Origin of the sequence: Dyella sp. (assembly GCF_051962475.1) — a bacterium.
Taxonomy (GTDB): Bacteria; Pseudomonadota; Gammaproteobacteria; order Xanthomonadales; family Rhodanobacteraceae; genus Dyella_A.
The window spans coordinates 29,684-45,006 of record NZ_JBQCCF010000003.1 but is presented as its reverse complement, the minus strand read 5'-3'; the positions used below and the strand labels follow the sequence as shown (position 1 = coordinate 45,006).

General features: G+C 65.2%; 8 protein-coding genes. All 8 read left to right on the top strand.

What is annotated here, in order from left to right; all coding sequences use genetic code 11:
• Positions 1-12: 12 nt before the first annotated feature.
• Positions 13-486, top strand: coding sequence for a type IV pilus modification protein PilV (gene pilV, locus ACTHJF_RS00200; protein WP_440265277.1), 474 nt, complete (start codon positions 13-15; stop codon positions 484-486).
• Positions 483-1,535 (top strand): prepilin-type N-terminal cleavage/methylation domain-containing protein, encoded by a 1,053-nt coding sequence (locus ACTHJF_RS00195; protein WP_440265276.1) that lies wholly within the window; start codon positions 483-485, stop codon positions 1,533-1,535. The genes pilV and ACTHJF_RS00195 overlap by 4 nt, the downstream gene beginning before the upstream one ends.
• A gap of 1 nt (position 1,536) precedes the next feature.
• Positions 1,537-2,169 carry a pilus assembly PilX family protein gene (locus tag ACTHJF_RS00190; RefSeq protein WP_440265275.1) on the top strand — a complete coding sequence of 211 codons (633 nt, stop codon included), beginning with the start codon at positions 1,537-1,539 and terminating at the stop codon, positions 2,167-2,169.
• 62 nt (positions 2,170-2,231) lie between these two features.
• Positions 2,232-6,074, top strand: a complete 3,843-nt coding sequence (locus tag ACTHJF_RS00185) for a pilus assembly protein (protein WP_440265274.1) — start codon at positions 2,232-2,234, stop codon at positions 6,072-6,074.
• Between the two features lie 13 nt (positions 6,075-6,087).
• Positions 6,088-6,579, top strand: coding sequence for a type IV pilin protein (locus ACTHJF_RS00180; RefSeq protein ID WP_440265273.1), 492 nt, complete (start codon positions 6,088-6,090; stop codon positions 6,577-6,579).
• A gap of 844 nt (positions 6,580-7,423) precedes the next feature.
• Positions 7,424-12,394, top strand: a complete 4,971-nt coding sequence (locus ACTHJF_RS00175; protein ID WP_440265272.1) for a PAS domain S-box protein — start codon at positions 7,424-7,426, stop codon at positions 12,392-12,394.
• Positions 12,391-12,849, top strand: coding sequence for a response regulator (locus tag ACTHJF_RS00170; RefSeq protein WP_440265271.1), 459 nt, complete (start codon positions 12,391-12,393; stop codon positions 12,847-12,849). The genes ACTHJF_RS00175 and ACTHJF_RS00170 overlap by 4 nt, the downstream gene beginning before the upstream one ends.
• Positions 12,846-15,308 (top strand): EAL domain-containing protein, encoded by a 2,463-nt coding sequence (locus ACTHJF_RS00165; RefSeq protein ID WP_440265270.1) that lies wholly within the window; start codon positions 12,846-12,848, stop codon positions 15,306-15,308. The genes ACTHJF_RS00170 and ACTHJF_RS00165 overlap by 4 nt, the downstream gene beginning before the upstream one ends.
• Positions 15,309-15,323 lie beyond the last annotated feature (15 nt).

Below are 15,323 nucleotides of genomic sequence, written 5' to 3'. Positions count from 1 at the left end.
CGCCGTGATCACGTGACCAAGTTTCTTCCGTGTACGAACAACCGCCATGGTCAGGCGGGCGTGGGCCTGATCGAAGTGCTCATTGCGGTCTTGGTGCTGTCGGTGGGCTTTCTGGGTATCGCCGCGCTGCTGGCCAATTCGCTGTCGACCAACAACAGCGCCATGGCGCGCAGCATGGCGACCATCGCCAGCTACTCGATCCTGGACTCCATGCGGGCGGACCTCAGCGGAGCCACCGCCGGAAGCTACAACACCACGGTGACGGCAGATGCCTGCCCTGCGGCGGGGACCGGGTCGCTGGCCAACTGGCAGATCAACCAGTGGTGCAGTCAGCTTGGCGAGAAGCTGGGGGCGGTAGATACCACGACGGGAATCATCAACTGCTCCAACACGGGCGACTGCACCGTCACCATCACCTTCGATGACAGCAAGGCGGGCACTGGCGGTACGGCCGACCAGACCGTCGTTACCAGGGCAATCCTATGAGCCGCGCCTCCTTGTTTTATCGCGGCCGCAAGCCGGGCAGATCGGCATCCCAAGGGAGCGCGCGGGGCTTTACCCTGATCGAGCTGATGATCGCGCTGGTGCTGGGACTGGTGGTGATCGGTGGTGTCATCAGCGTGTTCCTCGCCGGTCAACGCTCCTACGCCACCAACAAGGCGCTGGGTGATGTGCAGGACAGCACGCGCGTAGCCTTCGAAATGATGGCGCGCGATATCCGCGTGGCCGGCCTGACCGGTTGCGACAACAGCGGGCGCATCGCCAATGTGCTCAAGAATGGCCCGTCCGCCGGCGGTACCGCGTGGTGGGCCAACCCCAACAATGCGGTGATCGGCTATGGCTCCACGCAGGGAGACCCGGCAACCGACAGCGCCTTCGGTACCAGCGCCACGCTGCGCGTATCGGGCACGGATTCGCTGATGTTGATTGGCCTGCAGGGCCTGGGGGCGACGGTGAATGTGAACAGCGAGCCGGCAGGCACGTTCACGATCAACGAGACGACCACGGATCTGGCGGCAGGCGATGTAGTGATTGTCTGCGATCCGGACCACGCCGCCATCGTGCAGCTCACCAGCGCCGCGGGTACCACCTACACCCACGCCGCAAGTGGCTCCGCACCGGGCAACTGCAGCAAGGATCTCAGCTATCCCACCGTATGCAGCAGCACGAGCAGCTACATCTTTGCGCCCAACTCGCAGATCGCCAAGCTCACCGCGTCGGACTGGTACGTCGGTTACAACGGTGATGCCAATGGTGGCAAGTCGCTGTATCGGGTGGGCCTGGTCAACAACGCCGGTGCCATGAGCACACGGGCTGACGAGATGGTGCGCGGCGTGACCGGCATGAGCCTGCTGTATCACCAGAGCGGCAACAACTCGTTCGTGGACGCCGCATCGGTGACCAACTGGGCCCAGGTCGATGCGGTCAGGACCACCCTGACCCTTGCGAGCGCCGATCAGCGTGCCGGCACCGATCTCAAGCCGATCACGCGAACCTTCAGTTCCACCACCACAGTGCGCAACCGGGTGAAGTGACATGAGCCACAAGGCCTTTTCGGATCAGCGGCCACAGACGAGCCGGATGTCCATGCAGTCCCGTGCGATGTCGTTTTCTTCGTGCCGGCAGCAGCGCGGTGTAGCCCTGGTGGTGGCGCTGCTGCTTCTGGTGGTCATCAGCCTGGTAGGACTGGCCGCGGTGCGCGGCACCATCATGCAGCAGAAGATGGCGGCTAACCTTTACGACCGGGAGATGGCGTTCCAGAGCGCCGAGGCCGCTATACGTGTCGCAACGGCGCGGATCGCCTCCAACCCGAGTGATATCGCCCGGAACTGTCAGGCAGGCGGGGTCGTGTGTCCGGCCAATCCCTTCGATGACGCCACCCTTCCGACCGGCAAGATCATTACGGTGGCCTCGGGAAGCGCGAGCGACCAGTTTCAGGGCAGCCAGCTGGCTGCCGGCCAGCCGCAGTACGTAGTGGAGAACCTGGGCAACTGGTACGACCCCGTGTCCGATACCGGCTACAACCAGAGCGCAAACTCACACAATTACGGCGCGCAGGGCCTTTCCACCACGGCGGTGTACTACCGGGTAACGGCGCGCAGCGCTGACCCTAATGTCGTGGGCAATCGTGCGGTAGTCGTCCTGCAGGCAATGATCAAGCAGGGGTGAGTGCAGTCTGCTCCTGACAAGGCGCAAGCGCCTTTCCATACATTTTCGAGAGCACAGCCGTCATGACCATCATGTCCCGTCTGCACCGCAAGACCGGCGATTTCCTTGGAAGGTTGCTTTACACCAGCCTACTCGTCTGTGGCCTAGGTATCGCCAGCACGCCCGCGCACGCTGCCGGCACCACGGTGCCGGTCGACAGTTCGCCGCTGATCGTGCAGCCATCGCTGCCGCCGAACATTGTGCTGATGTTCGATGACTCCGGTTCGATGGACTCCGATTACATGCCGGACTGGGGTTATCTGAGCGATACCAGTAATGACGGGGTACGTAACTCGAGCGTCAACGGCGTCTACTACAACCCCAACGTTACCTATACGCCGCCCCCGAAGGCTAACGGCACGCTGTATCCGAACTCGCCGAGCATCACGGGCGCGTACAAGGATGGTTTTCGCGATACCAGCACGACTGACGTGACCAGGTACACGGGCACCTTTCCGTATTACACCCAGTTCACCTTCGCCAACACCAGTACATACAATGCGACACTCGCCTGTAATTCAGGCGATACGCTGATGACATCTGGCTCCAACAAGGGCCAGTGCCGGCACAGTACATGGAGTGGCTACACTTATTACGCTCCTTATTATTCTTGCAATTACGGCGACGGCAATCCCAACAGTAACAACATTTGCACGACGACCACCTATACGTATAAGTATTACTTCACCTACACGGTGGGGTCCGGCAATACCAAGCATTATGTCGGTGCCAGCGGCGATTGCGCCTCCCTGACCTCGACGGATAAGGCCGTCTGCCAGGACGACGCCACCACCCGGCAGAACGTTGCCAATTGGTTCTCGTACTATCGCAAGCGCCTGCTCATGGCCAAGAGCGGCGTGATGAGCGCGTTCCTGAACATCAATCCGGACTACCGCATCGGCTTTGGTTCGATCAATGGCAACAACAATGGCGGTCTGCCGTCGGCGACTGCGCAGTACGGATCGAACAACAATTCCATTGCCCAGGTAAGTCCGTTCGGCGACGGCTCGTCCGGCACCCAGAAAGCGCAGTTCTGGAGCTGGATGAACAACGAAACCGCCAACAACAGCACGCCCTTGCGCCGCTCGCTGGATGCCGTTGGCCAGTATTACGAGACCAACCAGCCGTGGACCACGATGTCTTCGGATCCAGACCCGAATTACAGCGGGCTTCTGGCTTGTCGCCAGTCGTACACCATCCTGACTACCGATGGTTTCTGGAACGGCAGTACGCCGTCCAACGTTGGCGATCAGGACGATACCAATGGACCGACCGTGACTGGCCCTAACAGCCAGAGTTATACCTACTCGGCGACCGCCCCGTTTACCGACGGCATCAGCTCGACCACAACCACCACGTCGGCTTCAACGTGCAGCGGCTCATACACCCGGGTGTTCGACAGTGGATCGAGCAAGTACATCTGCAAGCGCTCGAACGGCAATACCAAGACACCTTCCTGCAATACCGGCGGTGTGCTCAGTGCCGACCAGGGTACGTGCTCCTACACCACAACTACCGGTGCCGCCTACAGCGACACACTTGCCGATGTGGCCATGAAGTATTGGAAAAACGACCTGATGTCGTCCAGCAACGGCAGCAGCGACATCGCCAATGAAGTACCGACCAGCACGGAAGACCCGGCCTTCTGGCAGCACATGGCGACGTTCACCTTGGGCCTGGGTTTCCAGCCCAAGTACGCAGACAAGTCCACGAATATTCCGATGGACCAGGTATTCGCCTGGGCGCACGGCGATGCCTCCAAGGCCATCAGCAACTTCACCTGGCCACAGCCGACGGGCGATAGCCTCAACAACATCGCCGACCTCGCCCATGCCGCGGTCAACGGTCATGGCGGGTTCTACTCGGCTACCAGCCCGCAGGCGTTCTCCGATGGCCTCAAGGAGGCACTCAAGCGCGCCTCCGAGCGCGTCGGTACCGGCGCCAGCCTCGCAGCCAATTCCACCCAGTTGCAGACCGGCACCGTCGCCTACCAGGCCAACTACTACACCGCCAAATGGAAGGGTGACCTGAAGGCACTGTCGATCGATTCCGCTACTGGCGCCTTTACCGGTACGTCGCCCTGGACCGCATCGGCGGCGACGCTGCTGCCGACGGCTGCCAATCGCAACATCAAGACCTACAACCCGACCGCTGCGGCCGGCAGCCGGTTCGTCGACTTCAAGAACTCCGGCTCGACGCCGGCAGCGCTGTCGACGGCGCAGCTGGCAAAGCTTGGCAGCAGCGGCGCGGCGCAGGTCGACATGATCAACTACCTGCGAGGGGACAGTTCGCTCGAGCAGGCGAACAGCGGCAGCTTCCGTTCCCGTGACACGGCGCTGGGCGACATCATCGATTCCCAGCCCGTCTATGTAGGCGCTCCGAATCCGGATCAGTTCTATACGCAGTCGTTCACCGGTTCGTCGGTGTTCGCAACCTACGCGAGCAGCAACAAGGACCGTGCAGGGTTGATCTACGTGGCGGCCAATGACGGCATGCTGCATGCATTCAATGCCAGCACCGGAGTGGAGAATTTCGCCTACTTGCCGGGTGCGGTCATCACGGCGGGATCGGGCAATACCAACATCACGGCACTCTCCAATCCCGAGTACGGCAACAACGTCGATCACCAGTACTTCAACGATGGTGAACTCACGGTCGGCGATGTCTACGTCAACAGCGCGTGGAAGACGGTGCTGGTGGGTACCACTGGACGCGGCCTGGCCAGGGCGGTGTATGCGCTCGACGTGACGGATCCGACCAATATCCAGTTCCTATGGGAGCGGTCGGCAGCGGACGGGTTGACCAACAGCAACTATATCGGCCAGATGACCGGCAAGCCGGTCATTGCCCAGACGGCCAACGGTACCTGGTCGGTGCTGATGGGCAACGGTTACAACAGTGCGGCCGGCAAGGCGGCGATGCTGCAGTTCGCCATCACCGACGGCACGCTCACCGTGCACGACACCACCGATACCAGCGGTCTTGCCGCTCCTGCGGTATGGATCAGCCCGACCGGCAACGGCGTGAGCACCATTGCCTACGCGGGCGACGCCGACGGCAACGTGTGGTCATTTGCACTGTCCGCCAGCGACGGTACACCCACCCCGAGCAGCGCCGGTACCAAGTTGTATACGGCCAAGGATGCCAGCGGCAATACGCAGCCGATTACCGGCGGCATGCTGGCGGGCAAGGACGCACAGACCGGCAACACCTGGGTGTTTTTCGGTACCGGCAAGTACCTGGCCGCTTCCGATCTCACCGACACCAGCACCCAGTCCTGGTATGGCCTGATCGTCCAGTCGACCAACAGCACCAGTCCGGCCGTGACCGCAACGATGAACCGTACCGACAACCTGGCCATGCGCGAGATCACGGGCGAGACGTCCAATGCGCGAACCATCACCACGTCGGGGTCGGCGAGTTCCATGACCAATAAGTCCGGCTGGTACATCGACCTGCTGTCACCGACGGGCGCGAACGGAGCCGACGTCAATCAGGGCGAGCGGATGGTCACGCCCAACCAGTTCCAGGGCAACCTGCTGCTCGGCACCACGCGTATCCCGCAGGCGGCCGATGCCTGCAACCCGTCGGGCCGCGGCTGGATCCTGGCGGTCGATCCGTTCACCGGTACCAACCCCTCCGGCAACTTCTTCGATATCAACGGGGATGGCTCGGTCAACGGATCCGATGCAGTGAACGGCACTCCCGCGGCAGGTATCGGCTTTAGCGCGTTGCCGAACAATCCCATCTTCGTCGGCAGCACGATGCTGACCAGTTTCGACAACGGCACGACCAGCAGCATCAAGACATCGAGCTCCACCGGCGGACTACAGCGGGTGTCCTGGCGAGAGTTGATCAATCAGTAAGGATGCAACGACGATGACCTCAGTACTTTCGCTTCTCTCCGCGCGTCGGTTCGGCTGGCGTAGTGCGCTGGGGCATTCGTACCGGCATGCCGACCCGGCACCGATGCGCGGCTTCTCACTGATCGAGCTGATGATCGTGGTCCTGATCATCGCCGTGCTGGCGGCCATCGCCTATCCCTCGTACACCCGGCACGTGGTGAAGACACACCGGGTTGCCGCGGAGGGGTGCCTGTCGGAGTACGCGAACTACATGGAGCGTTACTACACGACGAATCTCCGATACGACGAAGACCCGGCCACCAGCACCGCGATATCGCTCCCAACGCTTGATTGCAAATCGCAGACTGCAGCGTTCTACGACTACTCGCTGGAAAGCGTTTCGGCGACGGCCTTTTCGGTGCAGGCGGTGCCCAAGGGCATCCAGCTCGCGCGGGATACCACCTGTGGCACCCTCAAGCTGGATCAGACGGGCACACGGACCCCTGCAAATTCCGACTGCTGGTGATCAGTTCGGGGGAGGTCCGCTGACTTTTAGGGGAAGGGCGCCTGCGCGCCCCAGCCGTGAGCGACGCAGGTGATCAATGCGGCGCTCAATCTGCGTCGTCTTGCGGCCGCGGGGTAGGGCCGCAAGCCGGGGCCGACAGGTCACCGGGAGACCACCGCACATTGGCCGGGGCGACGCCTTCATGGTGGTCCGGTCAATGTGCCTCGTCGTGCCAGCCGCTCGGCCAGCCGGTGTTCCTGGTGTGTTCGGCGGGTCGGCGCCCGAAAGTGCCTCATGGCACATTACGTGCTATTAATTTTCCAGTGGATTCGCATGCTCGCGTTCCAGGGGGAGTGGCATGGTGCAGCAGCCTTGGAGGCAGCGCTGGACGGTGAGGCTGACGCCTCGGCGCGCGTTCGCATTCATGGCTCTGCTGGCCGGGCTTGTAGACGCCGGTCGGCTGGCGATTAAGGCTACCCCCGGAGCGGCGACCGCGGTCGGCCTGCTGTTGCCAGGCCTGGCACTGCTGGTCATGTTCCCTCCCATCGCGTCCAACCGCCGTTCGTATGGTCCGTGGGCTGGGGGGGCCGCGGTGCTGCTCGTAGGCATGGTGCTTCTCGGCCATCCTCTGGATCCGTCCGGGGCGGCGCGGTGGTTGCTGGCGGTGCTTTGGTCGTCGATTGTTGGCGGCACGTTGCCGCTCGGACCCGGTGCCGGTGCCGGTGTCGTGGCTCGTGGTCTGGCTGCCGGGGCGGGATTGTCGGCCCTCGCATCGCTGGGTGCTGGGCCCGGTGTGGCGGGCAGTGCCGACACACTGCTCGCTGTAGGGGTGGTCGCATTGGCGGTACCCCTCCTCTGGGCACCCATGGGCGAGGGCAGGCTGATCTTCTCGTCACTGCTGGCGGGCCTGGGCTGGATGGGGCTGCTCGGCTTCGCTCTCGATCTTCCCGTACTCACTCTCGGCGGTATCGGCTCAGTGCCCATTGCTCTCAGCGCAGCGGTGGCATTCGTACTGCTGGGACATTCCTTGTGGCTGCTGGAGAAGGGACGGTCCCCAGTCGCGCTGATACTGGCTCTGCCGTGCTTAGTGTTGGCTGGGATGCCCCTGCTGGCCGAGTACGCCGGTGTTCCGGACTTGATCGGGCTTGCCCTGGGCGCGCTGCGCGGATCGCCGTGGCCGGTATCGCTGAACGGGTTGTCGCACAACGCGTCGGTGGGCATCCTTCTGTCCACGGCTGCGCTGGCTGCCGCGACATTTGCTCGCCGGAGGGCTGGCGCGTGGACGCTGGTCTGGGCGCTGGGCCTGCTGGTGCTCATGCTGGGCCTGCTGTCGGTGGCCGGCTTGGTGCTCGGTACGCCGACGGTGGATGCACTGGGCGGCCGTAACCAGGTGGCATGGCCTACAGCGATAGGCCTCGTGGTCCTTGGCCTCGGCCTGATGGCCGCGTGTCCGCGGTCGCCGTGGGAGAGTGCTTACCGCACCTATCTCCTGCCGGCCTCCCTGGGGTTGAGCGTGGTGTTGCTGGCTGTGTTGCTGTGGGCGGCGCTGCTGCGGCAGCAGTCGGCGATCGAGCGACATCAACAGAGGGCTCGCCAGGCCAGCGTGCTCACCGCACTGCGCGGCGGCATGGATGCCCAGGTCACGGCGATCCGTCGCATGGCGCGCCGGCTCGGCAGCGTCGATGAAGTCACGCGGCAGCACCTGTTTGCCGTGGATGCGCGGCAGTACCTCAACGACCTCGCCGGATTGCGCGCCATGGGCTACGTCGACCGCGAGCGTGTGCTGCGGCTGATCGATTCGCGTGACGGGATGAGCCTGCCGCCCGGCACCCGCGTGGATGACGTGCCGGCGCGCCGCAGGATCTTCGATGCGGTCGACGCCGCCGACAACGTGCGCCTGAGTGGTCCGATGCAGCTGCTGCTGGGCGGCAGCGGAGCGCTGATCGTGTCGCCGGTCGACGACGGCTCCGGCCGCGTGGGTTACCTGGTGGGCGTGGTGGAGTACGGGCGGCTCTTTCCGGCACTGCTGGCCGCGCAGAGTGCTGTCGGCACCCTGCGCGTGGACGAGGATGGCCGCACGATCTACGCACGCGGCGCCAACATCTCCGGGGCGCCGACGCCCGCACCGCCGCTGGCGATGTATGGCCAGACATGGCAGCTCGTGCTGGGAGGTCCGAACGGGCCGCCGCCCGCCGTGCACGCATCGCTGATCCTGTTGCTCGGCTTCGCCCTCGGCGGTGTGCTGGCAGCAGCGCTTCGCCTGTCGGCCCTGGCGCGGCAGCGCGCGCGTCTGGCCGAAGCGGTCAGCGCAGAGCTGCGCGACCAGATCGAGGCACGCGAGGTGGTGCAGGCGGCCTTGGCCGATGCCGAGCGCGACATGATCGCCGTACTGGAGAGCATCAGCGACGGTGTGTTCATGGTCGATCGTGAATGGCGCTTCACCTACGTCAACCCGCAGGCGGCACGCATGCTCGGGGCGCAGGCGTCGACGCTGCTGGACGTGCCGTGCTGGAACGTCCTGTCCGAGGTGCTTGACGACGGTGGTTGGGAGGGTCACCTGCGTACGCTTTGGAAGCGGGCGCTGCGCGATGGCACGCCGCTCAACATCGAGGCGGCCCACGGACCGAGCCAGCGCTGGTATGAACTGCGCGCCTATCCGCACACTCACGGCCTCACCGTCTACCTGCACGATGTCTCCGCGCGCAAGCGGCAGGAGCGTGAACTGCTCAAGCGCGACGCCGAGTCGCGCCACGCGCTGCAGTTGGGGCGCATGGGTAGCTGGGAATTGCATCTGCGCAGTGGCCGCTTGCACTGGTCACCGGAGACCTGCGCGATCTTCGGCGTCGATCGCAGCCCGGAAGAGGAGGGGCTGCAGGCGCTTCGCCGCCTCGTTCATCCGGACGACTGGCCGGCGCTGATGGAGGATCAAGCCCGCTTTGGCGGTGGCGCGGAGCGCGTCGAACGCCAATACCGCATAACCCGGTCCGATGGGCAGCAGCGGGTGATCCGGGCTGTCGGGGAAACGATCGGTACGGACGACGATCCGATCGTGGCCGGCGCAGTGCAGGACATCACCGAGCAGCAGCGCGCCAGCGAGGCATTGGCGCGGGCAATGGAAGCGACGCAACTGGTGATGGACAGCGCGCCTGACGTGATCATCGTGCTGGATCGGGAAGGGCGTTTCCTGCGAGTCAGTGCCGCGGCTGAGCGGTTGTGGGGCTACACGCCCGATAGCCTGATCGGCGAATCCATGGCCCGGCTTATTCACCCCGACGATCGCGCGGCCAGCTTTGCCGAAGTGGTGCGCATCGCCAGCGGCCAGCCCAACGCCAACTTCCGCAATCGCAATGTCGCCCGCGATGGCCGCGTGCTCTACATGCAGTGGTCGGGCATCTGGTCCGAGCAGGCGCAGTGCCTGTACGTCGTGGGACGCGACCATACCCAGATGCACCGTGTGGAGCAGATGGATGTGGCGCAGCGACGCATTCTCACGGCGATCGCCAGCGGCCAGCCGCTGGTCGACGTGCTCGATGCTGTCGTGCTTGCCTACGAGGCACAGCAGCCTGATGCTTTGTGTTCGGTGCTGCTGCTGCGGGGTGGGCGGCTCTACCATGGTGCGGCCCCGCATTTGCCGCGCCAATACGCCAAGGCGATCGATGGCGTGGTCATCGGCCCGGAGGTTGGCTCGTGCGGCACGGCGGCTTGGCGGCGCGAGCGGGTGATCGTGACCGACATCGCCACCGATCCACTGTGGCAACACCATGCGTCGCTGGCGCTTCCGCACGGCCTGCTCGCTTGCTGGTCCACGCCAATCATCGCCCGCGATGGCGTGGTGCTGGGTACTTTCGCGGTCTACCACGGCGAGTCGCACGATCCGTCGTCGGCCGAGCTGGCCAGCATCGACAGCCTGACCGCGCTGGCCGCTATCGCCATTGAGCACGACCAAGCCTTCCAACAGCTCAGCACGAGCGAGCAGCGCTTCCGTTCGCTGTTCGATCACCATCCAGACGCGGTGTTTGCACTCGACGGCGAGGGGCGGGTGCTGCAGGCCAACGCTTCGGCCTCGACGCTGCTTGGCGAGACGGAGAGCGAGCTGCAGCAGCGGCCGCTTCTGCGCTTCTTCGACGCCGATCGCGCGCGCGCTGGGGCGGCGCTGGCGGCCGCCGGCGGCGGCGATGCGGAACGGCTGGACGTAACCGTGCGCGACGGCTGCGGCGGTCATTTTCCGGGCGCGCTGATCACGCTACCGATTATCGTGCACGGGCAGTCCCGCGGCATGTTCGCGGTGGTGCAGGATCATCGCGAGCTGCGCCGCGCCCAGCAGGCGATGGCCAGCCAGTTGGGCCTTCTTTCGGCGATCGCCGACAGCGTGGGCGAGGGGCTGCTGGCGGTGGATGCCGATGGTGTTCCTTCCTTCCTCAATCGCACGGGAGCGCGTCTGCTGGAACTACCGGCCTACGGTCTGCCGCGGGCCGAGGCCTTGCCGCGGGCGGGGCGCGAGGTGCTGCGCGGCATCCTGGGCGGCAGCGGGTACGCCAGCAGTGACGATGCCCGCTTCGAACTGAGTGGAGGCCGCGCGCTCGATGTCGCCTACGTCGCCACGCCGCTGCGCACCGAGGGTGCCTTGGCCGGTGCGGTGTTGGCCTTCCGCGACATCGGCGATCTCAAGGAGGCGCGGCGATCGCTACACGAACGCCAACGGTTTTTCGAGCTGTCGCTGGAGGTGTTCTGCATCTACGACGGCGAGAACGGGCACTTTGTGCAGGTGAACCCGGCGCTTTGCCGGCTGCTCGGTTACGACGAAACCACGCTGCTCGCGATTCCGCTGACCGACCTGGTGCACCCGCAAGATCGCCTGGCCACCGAGGATGCCATCGATTGGCAGCGTGAGAGCGGCGAACTGCTGGCCAGTTTCGTCAACCGGCTGCGCCGCGCCGATGGCACCGACGTATGGCTGGAGTGGACCTCGCGACGGTCGCCGGAGGGGTTGATCTTCGCGGTGGCCCGCGACGTCACCGCCAAGCGCTTGGCCGATGTGGCGCTGGCCAAAGCGATCGACGACCTGCGTATCCGCAACCGCGAGCTGCAGGATTTCGCCTATGTCGCCTCGCACGACCTGCAGGAGCCGCTGCGCAAGATCCAGGCGTTTTCCGACCGCTTGCAGTCGCGCGTCGCCGCGAAGCTGGACGAATCGGCGCGCGACTACCTCCAGCGCATGGGCGACGCGGCATCGCGCATGCAGACCCTGATCGATGACCTGCTCGCCTATTCACGCGTCGGCACCCGGGTGAGCATGCCTGCCGCGGTGGACCTGTCCGCCGAACTGGCGACCGTGCTGGACGACCTGGACGCCCGCCTGCAGGAAGCAGGCGCCACCATCGCGACCGGGCCCCTGCCGACGCTGCAGGCCGATGCCTCGCAGATGCGCCAGTTGCTGCAGAACCTGCTGGCCAACGCGCTGAAGTTCCGCGCGGCGGATCGTCCGTGTCACATCAGCGTCAGCGCGCGGCCGCTGGGCGAGCAGTCGATCGCGCCCGATCGCTGGGAAATCCGGGTCCAGGACAACGGCATCGGCTTCGACCAGACCTACGCCGAGCGCATCTTTGCGCCGTTCCAGCGGTTGCATCCGCGCAACGTGTACGCCGGTACCGGTATCGGACTGGCCATCGTCCGGCGTATCGTTGAACGACACGGGGGTACGATCCACGCCGAGAGTCGCAGCGGCGAAGGCGCCTGTTTCATCGTGGTGCTGCCGACGCAGGCATCGGCGACGCTCACGCGCATGGCGGAAGACGCACCCTTGGTGAACACCGATCTCCCAGGAGCAGGGACATGACGCAATTGCATGGATCGATGTCGATACTGGTCGCCGAGGATGATGCCGACGACCGAGTGCTGCTGGCGGACGCCTTTGCCGAAAGCGGCGTGGTGGTGATGCTGGATTTCGTTCCCGATGGCGTGGAGCTGCTCGCCTACCTGGCGCGGCACGATGCCGACCCGAGCCTCGGCCTGCCCGACCTGGTGCTGCTCGATCTCAACATGCCGCGCATGGACGGTCGCGAGGCGCTGCGTGCGATTCGCGAGCACGGGCGGCTGCGGCATCTGCCGGTGATCATTCTCACTACCTCCACGGCCGAGCTGGACATCCGGGTGAGTTACCAGCTCGGCGCCAATTCCTACGTCACCAAGCCGCGCCGCTTCGACGATCTGATCGCAGTACTGCGTTCGCTGGAGCGTTACTGGATGGATATCGCCCGGCTCCCCTCGGACGCCCACCGGGGGCAGTCATGACCCACCCGCCGCTGCGCGTGCTTGTGGTCGACGACGACGAGGACGATTTCATCCTGATCCGCGACATGCTGTGCGACGCCAGCGAGGGCGGCTACACCTTCGAGTGGTGTGCCACGCCGGAGCAGGGGCTCGACGAGCTGCGCCGCGGCGCGCACGATGTCTATCTGGTGGATTACCTGCTCGGTCCGGCCAGCGGGCTGGACCTCATCGAGGCGGTGAACCGCGAGGGCCTGACCCGCGCGTTCATCGTACTGACCGGGCGCGGCAACCAGTCGGTGGACATGGCCGCCATGGAAGCGGGCGCCAGCGACTATCTGGTGAAGGGCCTGATCGACGCGGAGCGTCTCGCGCGCAGCATCCGCTACGCCGTGGATCACACCCGTTTCGTCGAGGTGTTGCGCGAGAGTGAGACCTGCCATCGCCTGCTGTTCGACGAGGGGCCGGTACCGTTGATGCTGTTCGATGCGGACAGCCTGGAGATCCTTACCGCCAACGAGGCCGCGCAGGCCGAGTACGCCGATATCGTGCCGCAGCTGGTTGGCGCGCGATTTGATGCGCTGCTGGCCCCGCACGAGAGCGAGCGCTTTGCCGCGCAGCTCGCCTCCGGTGAATTGGTGGACGGCAAGCTCAGCGCATGGGAGTACCGCCGGGACGGGCACGCCTATCGCTACGTGGAAGGTATCTTCCACGCCATGGATTACCGCGGTGCACGCGCGGTGCTGGCGCATATCCAGGACGTCAGCTCGCGCGTGCTGGCCGACGCCCAGCTGCATCTGCTCGACCGCGCGATCCAGTGCGCCGGCAACGGCATCGTCATTGTTGCGGCACGCCAGCCGGACGAGCCGATCATCTTCGTCAACCGCGCATTCGAGCGCATGACCGGCTACAGCGCGGAGGAGGTGATCGGCCGCAACTGCCGATTCCTGCAGGGAGGCGAGGACAACGAAACCGAGCGCGCGCTGATCCGGCGGGCGCTGGCCACCCGCCAGGAGAGCAGCACACTGCTGCGCAACGTGCGTAAGGACGGCACGCTGTTCTGGAACCAGCTGTACATTTCACCGGTCAGCGATGCGCGCGGCACGGTCACGCACTACATCGGCATCCTCTCCGACGTCACCGCGCAACGTGACGCCGAAGCGCGGCTGGCCTACGCCGCCACGCATGATGCGGAGACCGGCCTGGCGCGCTATCCGGTGATCGAGTCGATGCTCGAAGAGCATGCCTTGCATCAGGCCGGGCGGCCGATGACGCTGATCTATGCCGACGTCGACCGCTTCCACGCGATCAACGAAACCATGGGCCACGAGGTGGGCGACAAGGTGGTGGCGGCGCTGGCGTGGCGCATGCGCGAGCTGGTCGGCGAGCGTGGCCGGTCGGCCCGTTTCACCGGCGACGAGTTCGTCATTGCTTTGCCGATGATGGCGCTGGACGACGCGATGGCGCTGGCCGAGCAGTTGCGCGGTGCCGCCGCGGTGCCGATCGACATCGCAACCGGCGAAGTACGGGTCACGATGAGCATTGGTGTGGCCACCTACCCGCAGCGGGTCGACAACCTGGCCGACCTGCTGCTGCGCGCCGAAGCGTCGATGACGCGCGCCAAGCACCTCGGCCGCGACCAGGTGTGCGCGTACTCGCAGGAAGACATGCTGCGCGTGGAAGACCGCCGCATGCTTGGCGCGCGCATGCGCGCGGCGCTGCTGGCGGACGAGTTCTACCTCGACTTCCAGCCGCAGGTGTGCGCCGGCAGTGGACGCATGCTGGGCTTCGAGGCGCTGCTGCGCTGGCGCAGCCCGGAGCTTGGCCTGGTGATGCCCGACCGGTTTATTGCGGTGGCCGAGGGCATGGGGCTGATGTCGGAGCTGGGCCAATGGGTGCTCGATCGCGCCTGTGCGCAGATGCGCCGTTGGATCGACGAGGGTCTCGCCGATGGCCTGGTGATGGCGGTGAACGTGGCGGCGCAGCAGGTCCAGCGGCCGGACTTCGCCGAGCGGGTGGCGCAGACGCTGCAACGCCATCAGCTGCAGCCGGCGCAACTGGAGCTGGAGGTCACCGAGAGCTCGCTGATGGAGAACATCGACCGCGCACTGCAGTGTATCCACAAGCTTTGCGCGCTCGGCGTGCGGGTGGCGTTCGACGATTTCGGCACCGGTTATTCCAGCCTGTCCTACCTGCGGCAGTTCAAGGTCGACCGGCTGAAGATCGACAAGTCGTTCGTGCACGACCTTCCCGACGACGAGGACAGCGTGGCGATCGCCCGCACGGTGATCGCCGTGGGTCACCAGCTGCAGATGGACGTGGTGGCCGAAGGCGTGGAGACCGCCGAGCAGGCGCGCCTGCTCAAGGCGCTGGGATGCGACGCGCTGCAGGGTTACCTGATCGGCTATCCGATGGGCGCCGAGCCCGCAGGTGCGTGGCTGCGCGAGCGGCCGACGGGCGTCGCGTTGCCCAGCGGCGCGTAAAGGTGGCGGTGGCGC

Coding starts and splice junctions, on each gene's coding strand:
- ACTHJF_RS00190 (WP_440265275.1), top strand. CDS start 1,537: ATGAGCCACAAGGCCTTTTCGGATCAGCGGCCACAGACGAGCCGGATG.
- ACTHJF_RS00185 (WP_440265274.1), top strand. CDS start 2,232: ATGACCATCATGTCCCGTCTGCACCGCAAGACCGGCGATTTCCTTGGA.
- ACTHJF_RS00180 (WP_440265273.1), top strand. CDS start 6,088: ATGACCTCAGTACTTTCGCTTCTCTCCGCGCGTCGGTTCGGCTGGCGT.
- ACTHJF_RS00195 (WP_440265276.1), top strand. CDS start 483: ATGAGCCGCGCCTCCTTGTTTTATCGCGGCCGCAAGCCGGGCAGATCG.
- ACTHJF_RS00175 (WP_440265272.1), top strand. CDS start 7,424: ATGGGCGAGGGCAGGCTGATCTTCTCGTCACTGCTGGCGGGCCTGGGC.
- ACTHJF_RS00170 (WP_440265271.1), top strand. CDS start 12,391: ATGACGCAATTGCATGGATCGATGTCGATACTGGTCGCCGAGGATGAT.
- ACTHJF_RS00165 (WP_440265270.1), top strand. CDS start 12,846: ATGACCCACCCGCCGCTGCGCGTGCTTGTGGTCGACGACGACGAGGAC.